Genomic DNA, 24,247 nt, shown 5'->3' on the forward strand with positions numbered 1-24,247 from the left:
CACGACTACCTGAAGAAAATCCTGACCGCGCGCGTCTACGACGTGGCCCGCGAGACCGAGCTCGAACGTGCGCCGAACCTGTCGGCGCGGCTGTCCAATCCGGTCTATCTGAAGCGCGAGGACAACCAGCCGGTGTTCTCGTTCAAGGTGCGCGGCGCGTACAACAAGATGGCGCATATCCCGGCGGACGCGCTGGAGCGGGGCGTGATTACCGCCTCGGCAGGCAATCACGCGCAGGGCGTGGCGCTCTCGGCGGCCCGCATGGGCGTGAAGGCGATCATCGTCGTGCCGGTGACTACACCGCAGGTGAAGGTCGATGCGGTGCGCGCGCATGGCGGGGCGACGGTCGAGGTCGTGCAGTTTGGCGAGTCCTATAGCGACGCGTACGGACATGCCGTGAAGCTGCAGGAAGAACGCGGCCTGACGTTCGTGCACCCGTTCGACGATCCGTACGTGATCGCCGGCCAGGGCACGGTCGCGATGGAGATTCTCAGCCAGCATCAGGGTCCGATCCATGCGATCTTCGTGCCGATCGGCGGCGGTGGTCTCGCGGCAGGCGTGGCGGCGTATGTGAAATCGGTGCGCCCGGAGATCAGGGTGATTGGCGTGCAGACCGATGACTCGTGCGCGATGGCCGCCTCGCTGAAGGCGGGTGAACGCGTCACCCTGAACGAGGTCGGGCTGTTCTCGGACGGCACCGCGGTCAAGCTGGTGGGCGAGGAAACCTTCCGCCTGTGCAGCGATTATCTCGACGACGTGCTGCTCGTGAACACCGACGCGCTATGCGCGGCGATCAAGGACGTCTTCCAGGACACCCGCAGCGTGCTGGAGCCGGCCGGCGCGCTGGCCGTGGCGGGCGCCAAACAGTATGCCGAGCGCGAAGGTCTCGAAGGCCAGACGTTGATTGCGATCACGTCCGGCGCGAACATGAACTTCGACCGCATGCGTTTCGTGGCCGAGCGCGCCGAAGTCGGTGAAGCGCGTGAGGCGGTGTTCGCCGTGACGATTCCCGAGGAGCGCGGCAGCTTCCGCCGCTTCTGCGAACTGGTGGGCACGCGCAGCGTCACCGAGTTCAACTACCGGATTGCGGACGCGAATTCAGCGCATATCTTCGTCGGCGTGCAGATCAGGAATCGCAGCGAATCGGCGCAGATCGCGGGCGCCTTTGAAGCGCACGGCTTTGCCACCGTCGATCTGACCTTCGACGAACTGTCGAAGCAGCACATCCGCTACATGGTGGGCGGCCGCTCGCCGCTGGCGCATGACGAACGCCTGTTCCGCTTCGAGTTTCCAGAGCGGCCGGGCGCGCTGATGAAGTTCCTCTCGTCGATGGCGCCGAACTGGAATATCAGCCTGTTCCACTACCGCAACCAGGGCGCGGACTACAGTTCGATTCTGGTCGGCATCCAGGTGCCGGAGAGCGAGAACCGCGAGTTCGAGCGCTTTCTCGCCACGCTCGGCTATCCGAACTGGGAAGAGACGCAGAACCCGGTGTACCGCCTGTTCCTCGCCTGATCACTTTGGACTGAAACGCGCAGATGGCTCTTTCGCTCGTCGACAAGCTGGTGGTGGCAATCTCGTCGCGCGCGCTGTTCGACTTCGAGGAGGAGAACTGCGTGTACGAGGCGGGCGACCTGCGCGCGTATGAAGCGTTGCAACGCGAACGGCTGAGCGTGCCCGCCAAACCGGGGGTCGCGTTTCCGCTGATCCGCAAGCTGCTGGCCTTGAATGCCGGCGGCCACCGGGTCGAAGTGGTGATCCTGTCGCGCAGCGATCCGATCAGCGGATTGCGCGCATTTCATTCGTGCCGGGAATATGGGCTAGCGATCGAGCGTGGCGTGTTTACGCGTGGGCGTGCCCCATTCGGTTATCTGAAGCCGTTGAACGCCGCGCTGTTTTTGTCCGCGAATCAGGACGATGTGCGCGACGCGTTGGCCGCCGGATTTCCGGCTGCGCGCGTCTTGCCCGAATCGGCGAAAATGGCGAGTAAGTATCCAGACGAAATCCGGATTGCCTTCGACGGCGACGCCGTGCTGTTTTCCGACGAAGCCGAACGCATCTTTCAGAAAGATGGCCTGCGCGCGTTCGTCGGCCATGAGATTCACAACAAGGATTTGCCGCTTGCGGATGGGCCTTTGAAGCCGTTGCTCGAAGCCCTGCACCGGCTGCAGAAACTCGCGGACGAAGCCGCGCCGATGCATATTCGTACGGCATTGGTCACGGCGCGCTCGGCCCCGGCGCATGAGCGCGCGATCCGCACCTTGATGGCGTGGAACATCGAAATCGACGAAGCGATGTTCCTCGGCGGCCTCGACAAAAGCGCGTTTTTGCGCGAGTTCGAGCCGGACTTTTTCTTCGACGACCAAATTGGCCATTGCGAATCGGCCCGCGTCGTGACGGCGACGGGGCACGTGCTGAGTGGCATTGTGAACGCATCATGACACCTGAACAGTCACCGCTGGGTAAGGCTTCCGCTTACACCGAACAATATGACGCCTCGCTGCTCTTTCCGATTGCCCGGAAGAACGCGCGCGAAGCGATTGGGATTGGCGCGCAGTTGCCGTTTTTCGGCACGGACATCTGGAATGCTTACGAGCTTTCCTGGCTGAATGCGCGTGGCAAGCCGCAGATTGCAGTGGCCACTTTCTTCGTTCCGGCTGATTCGCCGAACATTGTCGAGTCGAAGTCGTTCAAGCTTTATCTCGGGTCATTTGCGCAAACGGCTTTTGAGTCGATGGACATTGTGCGGGACACGATCAAGCGGGACGTTTCCGCTTCGTGTGGCGCGACTGTTTCTGTTCATCTGAGCGCGCCGTATGAGTTCGGCAAGTTGCAAATGGAAGAGTTTGAAGGTTTGTCGCTCGACCGGCTCGATCTGGATGCGGATGTTTATCAGCCAGATGCTTCGTTGCTCAAGGCTGCGCTTGATGAGGCGCCGGTTGAAGAGACGTTGTTCTCTAACTTGTTGAAGTCGAATTGTCCGGTGACGGGGCAGCCTGACTGGGGCAGCGTGCAGATTCATTATGTGGGGCCGCAGATCGATCATGCCGGTTTGCTGCGGTACATCATCTCGTATCGGAATCACACTGGGTTTCATGAGCAGTGTGTCGAGAGGATTTTTATCGATGTGATGAAGGCCTGCCGGCCGGTGAAGCTTGCTGTTTATGCGCGGTATACCCGCCGCGGGGGGCTGGATATCAATCCGTTCCGGACTAACTATAATTTGCCGATGCCGGATAATTTGCGGTTGGCGCGGCAATAAAGGTTTTGGTGTTTTTTTGCCTGCGCGGCGCTTGGGTTGTGGTTTTTTGGTGTTGGGCTTTTGTTGGTCTGGCTGCTTTGGGCTTTCCTTGATTTCTTATTGGTCTGGTTTGGCTGTGCGCTTACTTCTTTGGCCTTTCCTTGATTTGCTATTGGTCTATTAGTGTTGCCCCTGTGCGGGGCGGCACTTACTCTTTGGCCTTTCCTTGATTTGTTAGTGGTCTATTAGCGTTGCCCCTGTGCGGGGCGGCACTTACTTTCTTTGCCGCCGCAAAGAAAGATAAGCAAAGAAAGCGGCTCACACCGCTAATTCTTAAGTGGGTCCCCCGCACAGCCACGGTAGTGGTGCATCTGGAATCTGTGCTCTCGCACATTCCGCCTAGGTGACACAGCAGTCATTCTTCCGGCGGCGCTGCGCGCGCCGAAGCGTTCTTCATGGAACCAGTCGCTGCGTTTTCGTGCTCACGCATCATTCCGTGCAGTCGCTCGATCCGTATCTGATCAGCAGCTTCTGTCGTCTCCAGCATTTCATTCGAAGTACGAACCTCAAGCTGTGCGGCCGCTACGATTTGCGGGTCGGCCAGGCGAAGCCACAATATTTTTAGGAAGGTGCTGCGGCGCTTGCGCATTCGACGCATCGCCGCCCCCACCAAGCCCAAACGAACCCGAGGGGTTGCATAACGTACCCTTCCGGCGAGCACGTAGTGCGAGGCGGGAAGCATGACTGCCTTGTCACCGGAGCGGAATGTGCGAGAACACGGATTCCAGATGCACCACTACCGTGGCTGTGCGGGGGACCCACTTATGTGGCTGGCGGTGTGAGCCGCTTTCTTTGCTTATCTTTCTTTGCGGCGGCAAAGAAAGTAAGTGCCGCCCCGCACAGGGGCAACACTAATAGACCACTAACAATTCAAGGAAAGGCCAAAGCAATAAGCGCACAGCCAAACCAAACCAATAAGAAATCAAAGAAAGCCCAACGCCGCAGGCAAACAACCAATCGCCACGCAGGCCAAAAAACCAAAAATCAAACCGAAGGTTTCTTATAAGCCACGCAATCAACCTCAACCCGGCAATCAATCACCATAGAAGAAACCACACAAGCCCGAGCCGGCGGATTCTCGCCAAAATACTCCCGAAACACCTTATTGAAAGAAGCAAAATCACGCGGATCATCGAGCCACACACCGCAGCGGACAACATGCTCCGCCCCATAACCCGCTTCCTTCAGAATGGCGAAAACATTCTGAATCGCCTTGTGCGATTGCTCAACGATCCCGCCGTTGATCACCTCGCCGTTTTCCATCGGCGTCTGCCCGGAAACGAACAACCAGCCATCCGCTTCGACTGCCCGAGCAAAGGGCATATGTTGACCACCGGTACCCTTGCCGCCTTCAACGCCATATCGCTTCATCATCCAACTCCTTAAAAAGTCCGGCACGCGCCAACGAAAACGCCTGCCACATCGATCAGAAAAACAAAATCAGAACGCGCCGCGCGCATCGCCCTTCGACGCAGCGCCGCGCGCCACAAAATGCCCTGCCCGTTCACCGGTCACCGCGCCATCGCGATACGTCAACACGCCGTTCACCCACACCGCGTCGATGCCGTCGGCGGCCTGCTGCGGATTCTCGAACGTCGCCGCATCGCGAACCCTGGCCGGGTCGAACAACACCAGATCCGCGTGATAACCGATATGCACCTCGCCGCGCTCCGCCAAACCAAACCGGTGCGCCGACAAGCTGGTCATCTTGCGCACCGCTTCTTCGAGCGGCAGCAGCTTCTCATCGCGCGCGTAGTGGCCAAGCACACGCGGAAACGCGCCCCACAAACGCGGATGCGGCAGCGGATCGTTCGGCAAACCATCTGAGCCAACCATCGTCGCGGGATGCGACAGAATCCGCCGCACGTCGTCCTCGGACATGTTGTGATACACCGCGCCCGCCGGCTGCAAGCGCTTGCCCGCTTCCTGCTGCGTGATGCCCCACTCAGCGGCAATCTCCCGCACCAGCTTGCCCGCCATCTCGGGATGCGGCTCCGACCACGTAATCGTGATGTCGATGTCGCCTGTCACCTGCTTCAGATCGAGCGTCGATGAACTGCGGTTGTACGGATAGCAATCGCAGCCGATCGGCTGCAAGCGACGCGCGCCTTCCAGCGACTTCAGCACCTCCTCGCTACGCCCCCAGTTCGACGGCCCCGCGCACTTCAAATGCGAAATCACCACCGGCACATGCGCGTGACGGCCGACCCGATACGCTTCGTCCATCGCGTCGAGAATCGCGTCGAACTCGGTGCGCATGTGCGTCGTGTAAAGCGCGCCCGCAGCGGCCAGCGGCTCGGCCAGCGCCATGACTTCCTCGGTCGGCGCGGCAAAGGCGGACCCATAAGCAAGTCCCGAACTCAAGCCCAGCGCGCCGTTTGCCAAAGCCTCTTCGAGCTGCGCGCGCATGCCTTCGATTTCCTGCCCGGACGCCGCCCGGTCCAGCCGGTCCATCTGGTTGCTTCGCAACGCCGTGTGCCCAATCAGCGCGCCGACGTTCACGGCGGGACGCGCCGCGTTCACCGCTTCGACGTAGGCAGCGAAAGTCGGATACTGGAACGCGTCACGCTCGCCGAGCAGGTTCATCGGATCGGGCGGATCGCCCTTCAACGAAACCGGCGACGCGCTGATCCCGCAATTGCCGACGATCACGGTCGTCACGCCCTGGGTGATCTTCGGCATCATTTGCGGCGAGCGGATCACGTGCGTGTCGTCATGCGTGTGAACGTCGATGAAACCCGGCGCCAGCGCGCGGCCATTGGCCTCGATCACCTCTTCGGCAAGCCAGTTCGACAGATTGCCGATCGCGGCAATGCGGCCGTCACGGATCGCGACGTCTCGTTCGACCGGCGGCGCGCCCGTGCCGTCGTACAGTTGCGCGCCGAAGATCAGCGTATCGGCGGCTTCAGGATGCGAATGCATGGATCAGTCTCCTAATGGTTGTCGATCGCCACCACCACGGTGAGTGTCGAGCGCGTGCTTCATGCGGCGCAGCAATTCCCGGCTCTCGTCACCCTGACTGACGGCAAGTTCGGTGACGAGCACATCGAGCGCCATCATCATCGCGTAACGCGAGGACGACGGTTTGTAAATGAAATCGGTTTCAAAGGCGACGATCGGAATCACCCAATCGGCCAGCTTGGCCAAAGGCGAAGCCGGCGCTGTCAGGGCAATTACGCTGGCCCCATAGCTGCGCGCGATCTTGCAGTTCTCGACCATCTCCGGCACGCGCCCGGTGGTGGACAGCGCGATCACCACGCACTCGCGCGATACGGTGCTCGCCACCATCCGCTGCAACAAGCCATCCTGATAGGTCGCGACGGGACGGCCGAGACGCACCAGCCTGAAACGCATTTCGTCGGCCAAGGCGGTCGAACCGCCACCCATGCCGAATACATAGATCATGCGCGCGGTGCGCAAGGCGGCTGCCGCCTCGGCCAAAGGCGCCTGACGAAGCAGCTGATGATTATGGGCAAGCGCGGTTTGCAGTTCGTCGAATACCCGGGTGGCGATCGGCTCGGGGGCATCGGTGGGTCCGCCCGCCTGCAGGAAGCGCTGCCCGACCGCCGCCGCCTGCGCGAGCCGCAGCTTCAACTCCCGCACGTCGCGGCAACCCACCGCCTTGGCAAAACGGGTCACGGTCGCGACGCTCACCTCGGCCTGCTGGGCAAGCGCGCCGATACTCGCGCGCGAGGCACCGGTCAGATCGTCGAGAATCAGCGCGGCGACCTTCCGTTCGGCCGAACGCAGTTCCGGCGCGCATTCGGCGATGCGCGCGACGATATCGAAAGCCAGCGGTTCGGCGGTTGAGTTCATTCAGGCTGTGTGGGGTGTCGCGGCGCCCATGAAGGCTTACAAAACGCCTCCGGAAAACCGTGGTACTAAATAACATTTCTTCAAGCATCGTACTTTCGGTAACATAGTAAAGTCAACTTTGATTCAATTTAACTGGACGATGGAGCACGGAGACATGAAAGTTACAAACTATCAGGGCGCAACGATTGATCCTTATAGCAAGGGCTTGGGCATGGTTCCTGGCACCAGCATCCAGCTCACGGATGCCGCTCGCCTCGAGTGGAACCTGCTGAACGAAGACGTGAGCCTGCCCGCCGCCGTGCTGTACGCGGATCGCGTGGAACACAACCTGGAGTGGATGCAGGCGTTCGTCGCCGAATACGGCGTCAAGCTCGCGCCGCACGGCAAAACCACCATGGCGCCGCAGCTGTTTCGCCGCCAGCTCGAAACCGGCGCATGGGGCATCACGCTCGCCACCGCGCACCAGGTGCGCGCGGCCTATCACGGCGGCGTGTCGCGAATCCTGATGGCCAACCAGCTGGTTGGCCGCCGCAACATGATGATGGTCGCCGAGTTGTTGAGCGATCCCGATTTCGAGTTCTTCTGTCTCGTCGATTCGGTCGAAGGCGTCGAACAACTGGGCCAGTTTTTCACATCGGTACGCAAACCGTTGCAGGTATTGCTCGAACTCGGCGTGCCGGGCGGGCGCACCGGCGTGCGCGACGAAGCGCAGCGCAACGCGGTGCTCGAGGCGATCGCACGCTATCCGGATGTGTTGAAGCTGGCTGGCGTCGAGTTGTATGAAGGCGTGCTGAAGGAAGAACACGAAGTGCGCGAGTTCCTGCAGAGCGCTGTCGCCATCACGCGCGCGCTTGTCGAGGAAGGCCGTTTTGCCCGCACGCCGGCTGTGTTGTCAGGCGCCGGCTCGGCCTGGTACGACGTGGTCGCGGAAGAATTCGTGAAGGCTGCGGAGACCGGCAAGGTCGAAATCGTGTTGCGGCCCGGCTGCTATCTCACACATGACGTCGGCGTCTATCGCAAGGCGCAAACCGACATCTTCGCGCGCAATCCGGTCGCGAAGAAAATGGGCGAGGGCCTGTTGCCGGCGCTGCAACTGTGGGCGTACGTGCAGTCGATTCCGGAGCCGGATCGCGCGATCATCGGTCTGGGCAAACGCGATTCCGCTTTCGACGCAGGCATGCCGGAACCGGCACGTCACTATCGTCCGGGCACCGAAGCGCCGCGCGATGTCGCGGCGAGCGAAGGCTGGGAAATTTTCGGCTTGATGGATCAGCACGCTTATCTGCGGATTCCCGCGGGCGCCGATCTGAAGGTAGGCGACATGATCGGGTTCGACATTTCGCATCCGTGTCTGACGTTCGACAAGTGGCGTCAGGTACTGGTGCTCGATCCGTCGTACCGCGTCACGGAAGTGATCGAAACGTTCTTCTGACGCTGAAGCAAACGGCGCGTCTCACGGTGAGGTGGCGCGCCGTTTGTCACGTGCATGTCCTTCGTGACCCCGGTTCAGGTCGTGTCATTCGCAGCGGCCTGCCGTACTGAATCTGAATCGGCGGCGCTCCGATCCGTGAGGTCTAACGAGCCGGGGTATCCTGCGCTTGCGCAAGAGCGGCGGAGTCCACCGCTGCTGCGTTAGCCGTCGCCGCCACTTCGCCGATCCGCGTTTCCAGTATCGTCAAAGCACCCGAGAGAGCGTTCAGCGCGTCGTCCGGTAATGCCGCTATCGTGTCGTGCAAAAAAGCATTGCGGCGCGGCAAGCTGGCTTCCGTCACGGACCGCCCTGCTTCGGTCAAACGTACATTGGTCACGCGGTTATCGCGTGCGTCCATGCTGCGAGCAATCCAGCCTAAACCCTCGAGCGTTTTCAATTGCCGCGTGAGCGCACCCGGATCGACGCGCAAGCGCTCGACCAGCCGCTTCTGCGACGACTCGCCGGCCTGCTCGTGCAGCGCGAGCAGAATGCGCCAGCGCGGCAACGGCTGGCCAACCTGGGCCTCGAAGGCCGACATGAACGTCCGATAAGTGCGGCCGAATTGCTGCATGACGGCGACGCGGTCCTGTTCTTCCATGATCTGTCAGTAAAACGGTAAGGCTAAAAATCAATCCGCGTGAATCACCGGCTCGAGCTTGCGCTGAAGCTTGATTGGCGGCACACGGCGGCTTTGCCACACGGACACCACGGCGATGATCGCCGCCATCGCGAGGCCCAGATGAATCGCCGCGACCAGCGACTCACGCGCGCTCTCCAGCAACATCGCGCCGTTGTGACCCGCATGCTGCAGTTGACCGAGCAAGGTGGTTTGCGCGTCGCGATTGATCAGAATTTGCGGGTCGCCGAGATCGGCGAACCATTGCGACGCGTGATCGTTCTCCAGCGCACTGCGAACGCCGCTTGCGTACATATGGCTAACCAGGGTGCCGGTCAGCGCCGTGCCGATCATGCCGCCGATCATCCGCAGCGACTGCAGCAGCGCGGTGGCGATACCAAGGTGCTCGCGGCCGGCGGTCTGCTGCGCGAAGATCGTCAGATTCGGCATCACGAAGCCGAGACCGAGACCGCCGAGCACCATGAACGACATCAGCAGCCACTGCGGCATCGAACGCGTTGCGACGACCACGCCGAGGCATGCCAACGCCACCAGCGCGAAGCCGATGTACAGCATCAGATTCGGATTGCGCACCCGCGAGACGATACGGCCGTTGGCGATACTGCCGATCGTGATGAACACGACGAGCGGCGTAATAACGAGTCCCGCTTCTTTCGGCGACATCCCGAAGCCGCCCTGGAACAGCAACGGCGCGTAGAACAGCAACGAGAACATGGTGAAGCCGCCCAGCACGGCGAGCGTGAAGAGCGCCGCCAGACTGCGGTTGCGAAACATATCCACCGGCAGAATCGCCGTTGGGCAACGCTTTTCCCATTGCCACAGCCCGTACGCCGAGGCAACGCTCAGCGCGAGCAGTGCGGACACGCTCAACGTGACGCCGTGCTTCGGCAGCAACTCGACGAACAATTGCAAGGAGCCGAGCGCCACTGCGATCAGCAGCGCGCCGGGCCAATCTAGCCGCATCTTGCCTTTGTGCTCGATGTGCCGCAGATGTGGCAGGAAGCGCCAGACGAAAAATAGCGACAGCAGACCGACCGGCAGATTCACATAGAACACCGACCGCCAGCCGTAGTACTGCGTGAGGAAGCCGCCGAGCGATGGCCCCACCGCGTTCGCAATACCGAACGCCGAACTCATCAGCACCTGCCAGCGCAGACGCACGACCGAGTCTGGGAAAAGATCAGGAATGCACGCGAAGGCGGTGCCGACCAGCATGCCGCCGCCAATGCCCTGCAAACCGCGCGCGAGCACGAGGAACAGCATGTTGTTGGCGGCGCCGCATAGCACCGACGCCGCCGTGAACACGACGATCGATGCGATCACGAATGGCTTGCGCCCATAGTAATCGCCGAGGCGGCCGAAGATCGGCACGGTGATCACCGAGGTCAGCAGATATAACGTGGCGACCCACGCATAAAGCTCGAAACCCTTCAGTTCCGCGACGATGGTAGGCAACGCGGTGCCGACCACGGTCTGGTCCAGAGCGACCAGCATCGAAACGAAGGAAACGCCGAGCATCGCCAGTAGCGATTCACGGAAAGGTAAAACTTGCCCACTCGAGTGGTGGGCCGCGGTATGGACAGCCATTTTTGATAGCGCAACAGTTGACCTGTCAAACAATTCTGAATCATACCACGAGGTGATGCTCTAAGCTGGAAGCCGCCGGCGCGGTTTACCGCGCCGGCAATCGACTGAAGAATGGACAACACATGACGCCAGGGAGGCACATGGAGCCGAGTTCGCTCGCAGCACAATCGTTATCGGACGACGACCTGAGCGCGTTGCGACGCGCGAAACACGAACTGGAAAGCCCCGCGCTGGCGATGAAACTGGCCAGCATCGTCGGCGCGCCGCTCGAAAAGCTGCTCTCGCGCATTCCGGCTTTCGCCAACGAAAAGGTCACGGATGCGACGGAACTGGCGTTGCGCAAATGCCTTTCGATCGCACTGCGCACGCTTGGGCGGCAGGCCGGCGCCTCGCCGCTGATCGTGCCCGACAAGCCGAGCAACCTGCTGCACAAATTCGCCGTGGCCACGACCGGCGCGGCCGGCGGCGCCTTCGGTTTGTTCGCGCTGCCCGTCGAGTTGCCGGTCACGACCACGCTGATGTTCCGCTCGATCTGCGACATCGCGCGCAGCGAGGGCGAAGACCTGACGTCGATCGACACGCAGTTGCAATGCCTGACGGTGCTCGGCATGGGCGGCACCTCGAAAGCCGACGACGACGCGGACTTCGGCTACTTCATCATGCGCGGCGCGCTGGCGCAGGCGGTATCGAAGGCTTCATCCGAAATCGCGACGAAAGGCTTCACCGCGCATGGCTCCGCGGCCTTGCTGCGCCTGCTCAATACGATTGCCGCGCGCTTTTCGGTGCAGGTGAGCGAGCAGATCGCCGCCAAGTCGATTCCGGCGATCGGCGCAGTGCTCGGCGCGATGGTCAATACGGTGTTCATCGACCACTTCCAGCAAGTCGCGCACGGCCACTTCACCGTGCGGCGGCTGGAGCGGCAATATGGCCAGGAAGCGGTCGAAACCGCCTATCAGGCGATGGACGTCACGCTGGACGGCTGAGCGGCCATGGCGCGCCCACTTGCTGCGCTCGTCACGCGACGCACGAAGGCCGCAGCGCGGTCGAGCGCACGGCCGCCCTCCGGAATGAATGGCGTGAACAATGGCCAGACGTGCGGCATCTTCTTCCAGACTTCGAATTCGCAGTCGACGCCCGCAGCGCGTGCGTTGTCGGCGACGCGTTGCGAGTCGTCCAGCAACACCTCGGTGCTGCCCGCCATGATGAAGAGCGGCGGCAAGCCGTGCAGGTCGGCGTAGACCGGCGACGCGTACGGATGGGTGGCTGCGGCGTCACCGAGATAAACCTGTGCCGCGCGAGCGATCGCGGGACCGCTGAACATCGGATCGAGACCGTCATTGGTGCGGATGGAAGCGCCTGCAGCGGCCAGATCGGTCCACGGCGAAAACAGCAGGCCGCCAGCCGGCAATGGATCGCCGGCATCGCGCAACGCAATGAGCGTGGCTAGCGCGAGACCGCCGCCCGCAGAATCACCTGAGATCACGATCGACTCGGGCGGCGTACCGTCTGCAAGCAACTGACGATAGGCTGCGGTTGCATCATCGAGCGCCGCTGGGAAGCGATGTTCCGGCGCGAGCCGGTAGTCGAGCGAAAAGACCGGGGCATTTGCACGCCTCGCCAACCCGAACACCAGCGAGCGATGTGTACGCGGTGAACAGAAGTAATAGCCGCCGCCGTGGCAATACAGCACGGTCGGTTCGGTTCCGGCGCTCGGTGCGCCGTCGAGGCGTTCGATCCACTCGCCTTGCAGCGGCCAATCGTCCGCCCCATACAATTCCCGCAGACGCCAGCCGGCGGGTACCTTCGGCGACCAGACCCGCCTGGCGGTCAATGCGCGTGCCCTCTCAACATTGATACCCGGTTTGAGGGTTTGTGGCCGGAACTCCCTGCGCAGGTACCAGCACGCCAGTGCACTTTGCCAACTCATCGGGACACGCTCCTTCGCTAGTGTCCCGTCATGGTACGTGCGTTCGCCGATGCGCCAGTGGACGGCGGCTTCTAATCCTGAAAAAGCGCCGGCGCCACCGGGTGGTACGATTTTCTTCTTGCCTAGTTCGCCGGCAGCACCTGCCCGCGAATCTCACCCATCGGGTTCTGCGCGGTGTGGACATTGAAGTACCACTGCCCGGCCATCAAATCCGTCACCTGCTGCTCGGTAAGCGCCGCCGATCCTTTGATCGGACTTGCCAACGCTTCCTTGCCGATCGGCACCTGGACCTTGGCGTTCTGGCCGACCGGCGCGGGGCCGTGGAAGTGCGCGGCGGTTGCCGGGCCGCTCAGCCCTTCATAGGTAACGGTCCATTGCAGCGCTTTGGTCGAAGTATCGAACGTGGCGTTCAACATGCCGTGCCCGTGACTCACGCGCGGCGGCACTTCGCTCGACGGTTCGAGGTCGGCTTTCAACGCCACCGTATCCGCGAAAGCGGCACCCGACGCCAACACCCACAACACCACAGCCAGATTCAGTTTTCGAAGTGCAATCATCGTCTTCTCCGGACTTGATGCACCGCCACACCGGAAACCCGGCTGCGCGCGGCGCCACCACATACTAGTGCAAATCCTTCGAAGATGTTTGCGTCGGAGGGCACTTGCAGTAGCTGGCCCCGTCGTGTCGCTTTCGTCAATAAAAAAGCACCGCGAGCGGTGCTTTTTCTTCCTGCAGCAAGGTGCTTTAGAAGCGGTGGCGGACACCCGTCGTCACCACACCCTGGCTCCTGCCCGACGACGGCGCATCGGTGCCGAACACTTGCGACCCAATCTGGTTGCCCTTCGCGCCGACCTGCGCAACGCCTTCGAGGTACAGGTCGGTACGGCGCGACAGTGCGTAGTCAGCCTGCAGACCGATCTGGTTCCAGTGGCTCGAACCGCCCGGCACGCCCGGCGTGTTCTGCAGCGCTTGCGTATAGGTGTAAGCCGCACCGAACGACATCGCCGGCGTCAGGTTGTAATGCGCGTTGACTTCGTAGTTGCTGTAGCGCACCGACGCGTCGTTGGTGACGAAGTTAAAGCGGCTCTGCGTGTACACGAGGCCAACCGTTGCCGGGCCAAATGCGTAGCTGCCGCCGGCACCCCAGGTGCGCTGCCGCTGACGTTCGCCCGCTACGCCGACATTCGGCGCACCGTCCTGGATCGCACCGCTTGCGTTGCCGCCGGCACCCTGGGCCTGCAGGTAGCCGGCTGCCAGCTTCAGGCCGCCGTTCGAATAACCCATGCCGGCGCTGTAGGCGCGATTGTTTGCGAAGGCGCCGGCCTGGTTCGAGAAGCCATACAGGCCGCTGAACGAGAAACCGTCATAGTTCGCACTCTGGTACTTCACCGAGTTGTTGATACGCATCGACGCGTTGGCGTTGTCGTTATCGCCGCGATGCGCGAGGTACTCGCCGCCCCAGCTGCCGGTTGCGGTCAACGGGCCGAGATAATCGACCACGGAGTCGTACTGACGACCCAGGGTCAGCGTGCCATAGCCGCTCGAGACGCCGACAAACGCCTGGCGGCCAAAGCCACGGTTACCTTGCCCGCTCATGCCGTTGCCTACGTTAAAGCCGTTTTCCAACGTGAAGATTGCCGCGTAGCCGCCGCCGAGATCTTCACGCCCGCGCATGCCCCAGCGGCTGCCCGACACATTGCCGCTCGTCAGGCCGTACGAAGCACCATGCTTCGATGCGTCGCTCGCCGAGACTTCATTTTGCACATACGTGAAACCAGCATCGACGATACCGTACAACGTCACGCTGCTTTGCGCGTTGGCCGCGCTAGCGAACGTCGCGGAAACCGCCGCAAGAATCAGAATCTTTTTCATGATGTTCCAAATAACGTGTGATTGTTGAGTCCTCGACTCGATTTGTTTGCACAGCGCGATTACTGGCTGCGGATCAGCTCGATCCAGAGCACTCACTGCATATCGGCTTGATTTGCAGAGCGGAGTTTAGGTGTCCAACTTTCAGAGACGCCACGCGTGTTCACACAAAATATTTTTTGAATTGTTCGAAAAATCAACATCGCAATATTGGCGAGCCTTGCACCACAAGACCTTCCATTTATCTCGTTTTATATTTAGCGATACTTATCTAATTAAAGCGTTGCAACCCCGCTACATCGTGCATTCGGAAGTCTCGTCACGGCTATTCGGCCGGTTCTTGTGCCGGCCAGTTTTTGCGACGATTACCATCGCTCACCTGTTGCGTGCAGCATGAGCGATTTCCCATCACGGAACGCTGCTGCAACCCGCACGGTTTCTCTCCACGCTCAAACTCACGCTGCCAGTTCCATGCGCCCAGGTGCTTCCCGATCGAGCCAACTATCACGATGAACCAATTGCTGGCCATGCGCGTCTTTCTGAGAGTCGCCGAGAACGGCTCTTTCGGGCGCGCAGCTGCGAGTCTCGATCTTTCCAATGCAGTGGTGACGCGCTATGTCGCTCTGCTCGAGACGCACCTCAACACTCGGCTCGTCAACCGGACCACACGCAGCGTGTCGCTCACCGAAGCCGGACTCGCCTATGCCGATGGCTGCCGGCAGCTTCTCGATCAACTGGACGCCGTCGAGTCCAGTATTTCCCAAAGTGCGAACGATCCGTCCGGCACGCTGAAACTGGTGGCGGTCGCCTCATTCTCGCTATTTGGATTGACGCCACTACTGCGGTGCTATCGCTTGCAGCACCCCAGGGTCAAACTCTCGGTCACGCTGCTGCACCGGCCGGTGGATCTGATTGAAGAGGGATTTGACGTCGGCATCGTGGTGCCTGGACAGGTCAGCGGCGGCACGTTGATCAAGCGCGCTCTGTTCAAGGTCGGGTCGGTGGCGGTTGCGTCGCCCACCTATCTGGCTGCGGCGGGCAAACCATTCACTCCAGCGCAACTTGTTGCGCACCCGTTTCTGGCACCGTCATCCAGGATTCACAGCGCGCAGTGGTGCTTCGTCGACGAAGACGGCAAAGAGATCACCGTCAACATGAAAGCGAGCTACGCAGTCAACAACGCGGTGATGTTGCGCCAGGCGGCGCTTGCCGATATGGGCATTACGATCCTGCCCGAAAATCACGTCTCGGCGGATCTGATGAGCGGTGCGCTCGTACAGGTGCTGCCCGGCTACCGGATCAAAGATGCGGACAAGGAAGTCTCGCTGGTGTATCCCGGGCGTCGGCACGTGTCAGCTACGACGCGTTCGTTCGTAGAATTTACCGTCGACTATTTTCGAAACAGGGCCGATTCGACGCTTTCATCGATATTTACGAACAGTTAATTGCGCATTTTGTAGTAAATCTTTTGCGCCGTCGCGATTATGCTTCCGGTTGCGAGAAGTGACTCCTTCATCGAGGGATGTCTCCAAATCTTTAACGCGGCTTCGGCCGCGTTTTTTTTCGCCTGTCCGATTCGTCGGTTGGATTCGCGTCAGTTGGATTCGCTCTTGAGCACACGCCAATGCGATCGCTCAAGCAAGGCGCTACAGCCTCGTATTGCCGCTGCGCACGGCAACATCATGCGAGCAAAGCGGCCTGCTGCTCGATTCCATCCAGCATGGCATTGCATTTGCGAACCAACTCCTGTCCGTCGCTGCGCAAACGTTCCGGCGTCTTGACGGCAAGCTCCCGACGATAGTCTTCCAACGCATTGAGCAGCGGCGGATATCGCAGCACACTCGCCGCCCCCGCCACGCGATGATGCCACTCGCGCAGACGCTCGACCTCAACACGTTCGAGTAGCGGTAACAATGCCCGCGCGTCTTCACGTACCGAAGAAACAAACGAATCGAGCAACGCCTTGACCGTCGACTCGCTCCCCCACAATTGCGTCATGTGACTCAGGTCGACCGGCACGAATGGCTCAGGGCCACCGCGGGTAGCATCTCCGGCAACCGGCAGCGCACTGACCGTTTCGGCGGGTGCGGCTTGCCAGGCGCTGTCCGAGCCAAACCACCGGCTCAGGTAGTCACGCAGCGTAGCGAGCCGCGTCGGCTTGACAAGGCAGTCATCCATGCCCGCGTCACGACATAGCCTCAGGTCTTCCGGCGCGGTATTCGCCGTAATACCCAGGATCGGCAAATGACGTGCGCCACCGTGCTCCTGCTCCCGGACGCGCCGCGCCAGTTCGTAGCCGGACAGGTTCGGCATGTGGCAATCCGTGATCAAACATCCATAGCTGGTTTGTTCCAGTGCGGCCAGTGCCTCGACGCCGTCATTCGCGACATCGCAAGCAAAGCCGAGCAAGGCCAATTGGTGACGAATCAATTCCTGATTTACCGGATGGTCTTCTGCAACCAGGATCAGCCGTCCGCTGGCAATTGCACGTTCGCGGTCCGGTGGCGCGGTGGCGCCTTCAGCCATGCCGGGCATCCCAGCAGAACGCGGCGCGACCGACGGCAACCCCGTCATCGCGGCGGCGCACGCCGCACCGAGGCCGCGCCACGAGATCGGGTTGATACTGACCCGCACGTTGTTGTCGAGGACGCGGTAGCCGGTCGGCTTCGGTTTCTCGGTCAGGCAAATGATCCGCGAACCGGACCCGACGCTCGCAGGCAACACCACATCCTCACTCGCGAAAATCATATCCACGCGTGCCAGGTCATTCGGATCAGCGAGTTCAGCTGCATCGGGCGATAAGCGGCGCACCTCGAGTCCGAGCGACTCGCCGAAATGCATCAGCGCCTGCGCGACCCGCGCGTCACCCGTCACCACGACGCCGCGCTTACCACGCAAGCCGCTCACGGAGTAAAGCTGCGACACCACAGGCATAGTGAGGCGCACGATCATGCGTGTGCCGACCCCGGGTTCGCTGCGCAATTCGAGGGTGCCGCCCATCAGGTCGATCAGCTTGCGGCAGATCGTCAAACCCAGACCTGTGCCGCCGAAGCGGCGGGTGGTTGACGATTCCGCCTGCACGAACGGCTCGAACAACCGCGCCTGCACCTCCGGTGCAATACCGATGCCGGTGTCCTCGACGCTCATCTCCAGTGTCTGCACGTCGCCCGTCTGATCGACGACCGCAACCTGCACGTCGACCTCGCCCTCCGGCGTGAATTTGATGGCGTTGCCGAGCAGATTGAACAGAATCTGCCGCAGTCGCACGCTGTCACCGCGTAGCGTCGCCGCAACGTCAGCCGCGATATCCACACGGACTTTCAGTCCTTTTTCGTGAGCGCGGCCCGCGAGCAAACCGACGGCGTTGTCGACCAGCTCACGCACATCGATGGGTTCGGCTTCGATAGTCAGCCGGCCCGCTTCGATCTTCGAATAGTCGAGCAGGTCGTCCAGAATCTGCAGCAATGCGCCCGCCGACTCGTGGATCATGCCCAGCATTTCCCCTTGATCCGCATTGAGCGGCGTGCGCTCCAGCACCTCAACAAGACCGAGCACACCGTTCATCGGCGTACGGATTTCGTGACTCATCATCGCGACAAAGTCATCTTTTGCACGCGAGGCGGCTTCGGCCACGTCGCGTGCACGCGCGAGTTCATCGGAGCGCGCGTGCTCGACGCTTGCGTCCACCCAATAGCCACTCCACACAACGCTGCCATCCTTCTCTCGGCGCGGCACCAGTTCTGCGCGCGCCCATTTGAGTCCATGCTCGAGATCGAAGCGAAACTCCATGTTCACCGGTGTTTCGCAACGCGCCGATCGTTCCAGCTCGGCCAGCACAAAAGGCCGGTCTTCCTCGCACACGCGCCCGAAATCGATCTTGTCGCGGCTCACCGACGCAGCGCGGCCGCCACCGAGCAGATATCGCGTGTCGCCGCCGACATAAGGAAACGAATAGGCCCCGTCCGCGGTGCGGCGCAGTTGAAATACGACGGCCGGCAATGAGCGCGTGACGTCGAACAGGCGTCGCTCAGTTTCACGCGCGAGCATTTCGGCACGCCGGATATCGGTAATGTCGACCATGGTTCCGAGCACACAACTCGGCTTGCCGTCACTGCCGTGGCAGATCCGTGTCCAGAACAGGCCGTGCCGCAGGTTGCCCGCGCCGCGTTCGAACTGGAGTTCCGCCTGTGCCGGTGCACCACCAGCCAGCATCTTGCGTGTGAGGTCCTCCAGAACGTGGCTGTTGGCTTCGCCCCAAGTCTGGACTTCCACGGTCGTGCGTCCGATCACTACTTCGCGGCGCAAACCACACGCTTCTTCATACGCCCGGTTGATCGCGATGTAGCGCCCCTCCAGATCTTTGGCGACCAGCGGATAGGGAACCATCTCCATCATGGTTTCCTGAAAGTTCAGCTGTAGCGCCAGTTCGCGTTCGGTCTGTTTGCGCCGCCTGACTTCGCGTTGCAGCAGCAGATAAGCGCGCAGCGTGACCAGCAACACGATACCGATGCCGATCAGCAGCGGCAGAAGGCGCACCGCAGTGACGCTCCACACTCCCTGGTCTGCCGTACCGCCGGTCACCCACTTTTGCCGGATGCGTTGCTTCTCGGCTGGCGGCATGGCCAGCAAGGCCCGGTCGATCAAGCTCGCAAGCGGGCCCAGATCGGGGCGCACCGCGAAGCCGAGTGCGTCGGACCCGCCCACTGTGCCGAGAATCTTCAGGATACCGGTGTAACGTTGCTTCAGCAGGATATCGACGGCGGCTACATTGCCGACCAGCACGTCTGCCTGGCCGTTCTCGACCATCTTGAGCGCCTCGTCCAGACTGGGCGCGACAGTAATGTTGGCCGGCGGAATATTGTCGAGCGCGAGCGGAATCGAGCCGGCGATATGCGACGAAACCACGATACGCCGTGAAGCGAAATCGTTGAGTGCACGCGCGGCCGGTTCGTCTTCCCGCCCGACGATCACGAATGGATAGCTTTCGTAGGCGCGGGTGTGCAGCGCGCCCTTCAGGCGCGGATCGTTGCTGGAGGAGGTCGCCAGAATCGCCAGATCGCCGTGCTGGAAAGCCTGGATGGTTGCGGGCCAGTCGGCCGTGTGGGCGCGGTTGAACACGACACCCAGCGCACGGCTCAAATAGTCCAGATATTCAGCGGCAATGCCGGCAGGATGGCCGGATTCGTCAACATAACTAAAGGGCGGCCAGCCGTTGTCGAAACCCACCTGTAACGGTGGCAGCGAACGGAGCCAGGCCTGCTCGTCTGGCGTCAGCACGAGACGGCGTGCAGCGGACGCCGCTTGCGCGTCGAAGCTTCCGGATAGCCAGCGCGCGCGGATCGCCGTATCGTCGGCGGGACTCATCAACGCGAGCGCGTGGTCGAGTTGGTCACGCAGCGCGACCTGGTTGCGCGGCACGGCGAAGCGCAAGTCGGCGATGCGGCCGCGTTCCTCGAAAGCGATGCGGAGTCCGCGGAATTCCTCGCTGGTCAACGCGTACTGAACGGCAGGCGTGAAGCCGAGATAGGCGTCGGCATCACCCCGTGCGACCGCATGGAGGGCCGCGTGAGTATTTGCGAAGGTTTCGAGTTGGGCGCGTGGAAAGCGGTCGCGCAACGCGCGTTCCAGCGCAAACCCTTTCTCTACCGCGAGGCGTGTGCCAGCAAGCTGGGCAGCATTCGCGTACGCATCGCCGTCGCGGCGAGCTACCACCGACGCCGGCGCCCGAAAGTACGGCGCGGTGAAGCTGAGGCAGCGTTCCCGCTCGGGGGTGCGAGCGAGGCTCATGACCAGATCGACCTTGCCAGCGCAAGCAGCGGCAAGCAGTTGCTGCATATCAGGGAATGCCTTGGACTCGATCTTCACGTTCTGTCCGACCAGCACGCGCAAATAGTCGGCGCTCAACCCGATTATCTGACCGTCCTGAAGGCCCTCCATAGGCAACCAGCCGTCAGCCAGCACACCGACGGTCAATTTGCCAGGAAATGCGCCTGCGACTTGCGGCTGTGAAGGCCCGGCAAACGGCTGGGCCACTGCAGGTTGCATCTGCGCGACGACCAACGCGAGCACAACAAGCAGGCACTGCGATAAACGCCGCACCATCCGCTTCACCGTGACACAGCGTTGGAGTTTCATAGAGGGAGCCATGAAATGAAACCAGGCAGCGCTCACGCGACTCTGCCCTGCTTGTGAGCGGAAGACGCGGCCTTTCGGCCCGACTTGCTGCAGAGAAATGAAAACAGCGCCCCGGCGGCCACGCCGCCCAGCAGAGGCGCAGCCCAGAACAGCCAGAGCTGGTCGAGTGCCCAGTCGCCGACGAACAGCGCCTGACTGGTAGAGCGAGCCGGATTGATCGAGCCGTTGGTCACCGGGATCGAAACCATGTACACGATCATCAGACTCGCGCCGGCGATCAGCGGTGAGATCGGCCGCAACCGTCGCCGGCCGGCCACCATCAGACTTGCCATCACGAATGTGAACGACAGCACAAGCTCGACCACGAGCGCAGAATGAAGTTGATAGTCGGCCGGCGAATGGTCGCCAAAACCGTTCGCCGCGAATTCGCTCGCGGCCAGTTCAAAGCCGGGGCGGCCGCTCGCCACGTAAGCGAGCAGTGCCGCAGCGGCGATGGCCCCGAGAATCTGGGCGGCAATATAGGGCAGCAGATCCCGAACCGGGAAACGTTGCGCGACGGTAAAGCCAATCGTGACAGCCGGGTTGAAGTGGGCACCGGAGGTGGCGCCGAATGCGTAACTCGCCGTGACAAGCGCAAGACCGAACGCGAGCGACACCTCGAGTACGCCGTATCCCTGCTGGAGTGCACCGGTGTTCAATACGATGCTGCCGCAACCGATGAACACCACCCATGCCGTTCCGCCCCCCTCGACCAACAACCGTTTTCCTAGCGCTACCATTCCGCCCCCAAGTCCTTGTGCAAATGGCAGACGGCGTCGCACTCCAGCCGCTGGACATCTGCCTGAATTTTCCAGGCTCGGCAGTACACCCCATCGCGAAATGACGGTTTCCGTCACGCGAATGTTGGGTGGCAAGCCTCAGCCAATTCAGAACTATGAAACGATGACGTCGCGCGACCAATCAGAAGACTCCTAAAGTCCTAAGAAAAATGGACCTTTGAGAATCGGCTCCCTCACACCGTTGTCAGGCCAACCCTATCTGTCTCGCGTAGTCGATGAGGTCGTTTTCTGACTCGAGACCAAGCTTGCGCATCGCGCTGCGCTTCTGCGTGCTAATGGTCTTGCCGCTGCGTTGCAAACGCGCCGCGATCTCATGGACTGCCAAACCTTGCACATAAAGCTGGAAGACTTCCCATTCACGTGCGCTCAGCACGCCCGCGCGAGGCTGCGGCGGCGCATCGGAGGCGTCTATCGCGACGCGTGCCCGATCCGATAGATAGACGCCGCCTGCAATCGCTACCTCGATGGCATCGATCACCGACGTGGCGGTGTCGCGCTTGTCGACGATTCCGGCCACGCCCAGATGCAACAAGCCAGAAAGCATGTGCGCATGGCAAATCATCGTCAGGATGACGACGCGGGGATGCGGACGCGCCCGGAACAGGCGACGCAAAAAGGACACGACGTTGCTGGCGCCGTCGATACCCGGCATACCAATATCCGACACGACAACGTCGCACGCATGGGTGTCGAGCAATTCGGCCAGCGTCTGGGTATCAGGCGCTTCGCCAACTATTTCGATGTGAGGTACCGATTGCAGCAGGCGCATCACGCCAACACGAACGCAATCGTGATCGTCGGCCACGATGACGCGGATCTTTTGTGACATTTTTTGTTGTCTTATCGACTGGCACTCCCTGCACGTGACGTGCCTCCCCGGGATATGCCAAGTACATCTTCTGTTCGCCACACCACCGGACTGGCGTGACGTCCCGTCGGCTTAACGCCGGTTCTGCAGACAATCTTCAGAGATCACGCCGTGCTCGACGGCGAAGCGGAACAGTTCCGCGTCACTGTGCAGACCGAGCTTGCGCATCGCGGTACATTTCTGCGCACTGATTGTCTTGACACTTCGCTCAAGGCGAGTGGCGATCTCTGTTACAGCAAGCCCTGAAGCATATTGCGTGAACACCTCCAGTTCGCGGCGCGACAATACTTGCCGGACAAAATCGAAACGGTGCGCGACCGTTGCGTCGGCTATCTGCGATCGCACCACCGGTCCGAGATAACACTCGTGAGCCAGCGCGGTAACGATGGCCACGTGAATCAGATCGAGTCGGTCTCGTTTGCTGATCAGCGCATCGACACCGAGCGCGATGACCTTTTTCAGTGCGGCCGCTTCGACTTCCATAGTGAGTACAACAAGCGCAACGTTCGGATAGCGCACCTTGAACTGCCTGACGGTTTCCAGTGCGCCGCCATGTAAGCCGCATGGCATATAGAGATCCATGAGAACTAGGTCACATGGAACGCGATCGACTTCTTCGAAAAGTTCTGTGGCGTCGGCAGCGCGGCCCACAATCTGCATATCCGGATAGCCCGCCATCAGGTTCTCGATCGCCAACAGAACCAGTGGATGGTCGTCCGCAATGATGGTTCGAACTGGTGTGCTTGTGTCAGCGTTTTCGTTCATCGTCTTTTTTCTCCCCCATACCTTGATTTCCTGTCGCGCTCTCCGGCGCAACTGGGCCTGCCGCGATCATTCAACATACTTCGGGAGATAGAAATAAGAGCGCTCTGAAATGACTCAATGAACTTGCACGAATAATCGTTTAGCTATGCGATTTAACTCAGATAACGCCATGCGCACGAATATATGCAAAAAGACCGGGGTCATTCGTGACGCCGAGTTTAGTCATCGCTTCGCGTTTTCGGCGACTGACAGTTCGGTAATGGCATCCGAGCGCTACTGCGATCTCAGCGATCGATCGACCGCGCACGAACATGCTCACCACTTCGGCCTGTTTGCGCGACAAAGGCAAAACCGATGGCGGATCACACGCTTCGTCCCGGGGTCTGGCAAGCGCTTCGATGACGGAACGGCCAACGTAGACCTCGCCCTTGCCACTCGCCTCGATCGCAGACCACAGCTCGTCGGTCGTTTCCATCTTACTGAGCGTGCAAACTGCGCCATCCGACACGATGGCGCGCAGAATCTCAGTGTTTGTCAGAGCAGTCATCACGACGATTCGCAATGATGGCCACGCACATCGGATTCGCCTGACAAGATCAAGGCCGTCTTCAACCGCGCCGGACGCTTCCGGCATCGTCAGATCGGTGACGAGCACGTCGCACGGCGTACTCTGCAACAGTTTGATCAACGAACCCGGCGTAAGCGCTTCGCCGACAACGGTGACACCGGCATGCATTTCCAATGCGGCTCGAACGCCAAGTAAAACGAAAGGATGATCGTCGGCCAGAATGACTCGAAGGTTCACTATTATTTCTCTCGATTGTTGTAGGTGCATTCGGCGGACACGCAAGGGAAATCCCACTTGTCACGCGCTTGGCTTGATAGCCTCCAGGCTTGGAATGGCGAGTCAATGGCCGCCATAAGATCACCGCTACATTCGGGCGAGAATCGGAACGTTCCGAAACCGATAGACGATTTGATAGTCCATTGCAGTGCTATCAAACTGGAGATACGCAATTATGCAAACCGAAT

Annotated in this window: 20 protein-coding genes; 6 read left to right on the forward strand and 14 right to left on the reverse strand. The window is 61.0% G+C overall.

The window, feature by feature from the left end; translation table 11 throughout:
* From ilvA to queF, 3 genes are all read left to right on the forward strand, one after another.
* Window positions 1-1,515: threonine ammonia-lyase, biosynthetic (gene ilvA / locus BCY88_RS11095; protein ID WP_120344300.1), on the forward strand; the 1,515-nt coding region annotated here is incomplete at its 5' end.
* Window positions 1,516-1,538: 23 nt separating this feature from the next.
* Window positions 1,539-2,441 (forward strand): 5'-nucleotidase, encoded by a 903-nt coding sequence (locus BCY88_RS11100; protein ID WP_120344301.1) that lies wholly within the window; start codon window positions 1,539-1,541, stop codon window positions 2,439-2,441.
* Window positions 2,438-3,262, forward strand: a complete 825-nt coding sequence (gene queF, locus BCY88_RS11105) for an NADPH-dependent 7-cyano-7-deazaguanine reductase QueF (protein ID WP_120344302.1) — start codon at window positions 2,438-2,440, stop codon at window positions 3,260-3,262. Before BCY88_RS11100 ends, queF begins: the two co-directional genes overlap by 4 nt.
* Before the next feature lie 394 nt (window positions 3,263-3,656).
* Here queF and BCY88_RS11110 read toward each other — a convergent pair whose 3' ends face one another.
* From BCY88_RS11110 to BCY88_RS11130, 4 genes are all read right to left on the reverse strand, one after another.
* On the reverse strand, window positions 3,657-3,983 hold the full coding sequence (locus BCY88_RS11110; protein ID WP_147408511.1) for a hypothetical protein: 327 nt from the start codon (window positions 3,981-3,983) through the stop codon (window positions 3,657-3,659).
* Between the two features lie 302 nt (window positions 3,984-4,285).
* Entirely contained in the window at window positions 4,286-4,672 is a 387-nt protein-coding gene (locus BCY88_RS11120) for a RidA family protein (protein WP_120344304.1), read from the reverse strand.
* A 69-nt stretch (window positions 4,673-4,741) separates the two neighbouring features.
* Complete coding sequence (locus BCY88_RS11125; protein WP_120344305.1) at window positions 4,742-6,223, reverse strand: N-acyl-D-amino-acid deacylase family protein; 1,482 nt, start codon at window positions 6,221-6,223, stop codon at window positions 4,742-4,744.
* A 3-nt stretch (window positions 6,224-6,226) separates the two neighbouring features.
* Entirely contained in the window at window positions 6,227-7,117 is an 891-nt protein-coding gene (locus tag BCY88_RS11130; RefSeq protein WP_120344306.1) for a MurR/RpiR family transcriptional regulator, read from the reverse strand.
* Window positions 7,118-7,271: 154 nt separating this feature from the next.
* On the opposite strand from BCY88_RS11130, the gene BCY88_RS11135 reads away from it, so the two are divergent.
* Window positions 7,272-8,549, forward strand: coding sequence for an amino acid deaminase (locus BCY88_RS11135; protein ID WP_120344307.1), 1,278 nt, complete (start codon window positions 7,272-7,274; stop codon window positions 8,547-8,549).
* A 142-nt stretch (window positions 8,550-8,691) separates the two neighbouring features.
* On the opposite strand, the gene BCY88_RS11140 is transcribed toward BCY88_RS11135, so the two are convergent.
* The gene (locus BCY88_RS11140) at window positions 8,692-9,186 is read right to left on the reverse strand and encodes a MarR family winged helix-turn-helix transcriptional regulator (RefSeq protein ID WP_120344308.1); all 495 of its coding nucleotides are present in this window, start codon (window positions 9,184-9,186) and stop codon (window positions 8,692-8,694) included.
* 30 nt (window positions 9,187-9,216) lie between these two features.
* Window positions 9,217-10,812, reverse strand: a complete 1,596-nt coding sequence (locus BCY88_RS11145; RefSeq protein ID WP_120344309.1) for an MDR family MFS transporter — start codon at window positions 10,810-10,812, stop codon at window positions 9,217-9,219.
* 140 nt (window positions 10,813-10,952) lie between these two features.
* Here BCY88_RS11145 and BCY88_RS11150 point away from each other — a divergent pair, with 140 nt between their 5' ends.
* A complete protein-coding gene (locus BCY88_RS11150) occupies window positions 10,953-11,795 on the forward strand; it encodes an EcsC family protein (protein WP_120344310.1) in 843 nt (280 codons plus the stop codon).
* Here BCY88_RS11150 and BCY88_RS11155 read toward each other — a convergent pair.
* The 3 genes from BCY88_RS11155 to BCY88_RS11165 form a co-directional block, all read right to left on the reverse strand.
* Window positions 11,765-12,739, reverse strand: a complete 975-nt coding sequence (locus BCY88_RS11155) for an alpha/beta hydrolase (RefSeq protein WP_120344311.1) — start codon at window positions 12,737-12,739, stop codon at window positions 11,765-11,767. The two genes, BCY88_RS11150 and BCY88_RS11155, sit on opposite strands and share 31 nt — an antisense overlap.
* Before the next feature lie 122 nt (window positions 12,740-12,861).
* Window positions 12,862-13,296 (reverse strand): CHRD domain-containing protein, encoded by a 435-nt coding sequence (locus BCY88_RS11160; protein ID WP_120344312.1) that lies wholly within the window; start codon window positions 13,294-13,296, stop codon window positions 12,862-12,864.
* 187 nt (window positions 13,297-13,483) lie between these two features.
* A complete protein-coding gene (locus tag BCY88_RS11165; protein ID WP_120344313.1) occupies window positions 13,484-14,611 on the reverse strand; it encodes a porin in 1,128 nt (375 codons plus the stop codon).
* A gap of 506 nt (window positions 14,612-15,117) precedes the next feature.
* Here BCY88_RS11165 and BCY88_RS11170 point away from each other — a divergent pair.
* On the forward strand, window positions 15,118-16,053 hold the full coding sequence (locus tag BCY88_RS11170; protein WP_120344314.1) for a LysR family transcriptional regulator: 936 nt from the start codon (window positions 15,118-15,120) through the stop codon (window positions 16,051-16,053).
* A 235-nt stretch (window positions 16,054-16,288) separates the two neighbouring features.
* On the opposite strand, the gene BCY88_RS11175 is transcribed toward BCY88_RS11170, so the two are convergent.
* The 5 genes from BCY88_RS11175 to BCY88_RS11195 all read right to left on the reverse strand — a co-directional run bounded on the left by BCY88_RS11175 (window position 16,289) and on the right by BCY88_RS11195 (window position 24,020).
* A complete protein-coding gene (locus BCY88_RS11175) occupies window positions 16,289-20,743 on the reverse strand; it encodes an ATP-binding protein (RefSeq protein ID WP_120344315.1) in 4,455 nt (1,484 codons plus the stop codon).
* A 32-nt stretch (window positions 20,744-20,775) separates the two neighbouring features.
* Window positions 20,776-21,522 carry an aquaporin Z gene (gene aqpZ / locus BCY88_RS11180; RefSeq protein WP_120344316.1) on the reverse strand — a complete coding sequence of 249 codons (747 nt, stop codon included), beginning with the start codon at window positions 21,520-21,522 and terminating at the stop codon, window positions 20,776-20,778.
* 244 nt (window positions 21,523-21,766) lie between these two features.
* Window positions 21,767-22,411 (reverse strand): response regulator, encoded by a 645-nt coding sequence (locus tag BCY88_RS11185; RefSeq protein ID WP_120344317.1) that lies wholly within the window; start codon window positions 22,409-22,411, stop codon window positions 21,767-21,769.
* 111 nt (window positions 22,412-22,522) lie between these two features.
* Entirely contained in the window at window positions 22,523-23,215 is a 693-nt protein-coding gene (locus BCY88_RS11190) for a response regulator (protein ID WP_120344318.1), read from the reverse strand.
* Window positions 23,216-23,372: 157 nt separating this feature from the next.
* Window positions 23,373-24,020, reverse strand: a complete 648-nt coding sequence (locus BCY88_RS11195; RefSeq protein ID WP_259461367.1) for a response regulator — start codon at window positions 24,018-24,020, stop codon at window positions 23,373-23,375.
* Between the last annotated feature and the right edge of the window lie 227 nt (window positions 24,021-24,247).

Source organism: Paraburkholderia fungorum (assembly GCF_003610895.1).
GTDB lineage: Bacteria > Pseudomonadota > Gammaproteobacteria > Burkholderiales > Burkholderiaceae > Paraburkholderia > Paraburkholderia fungorum_B.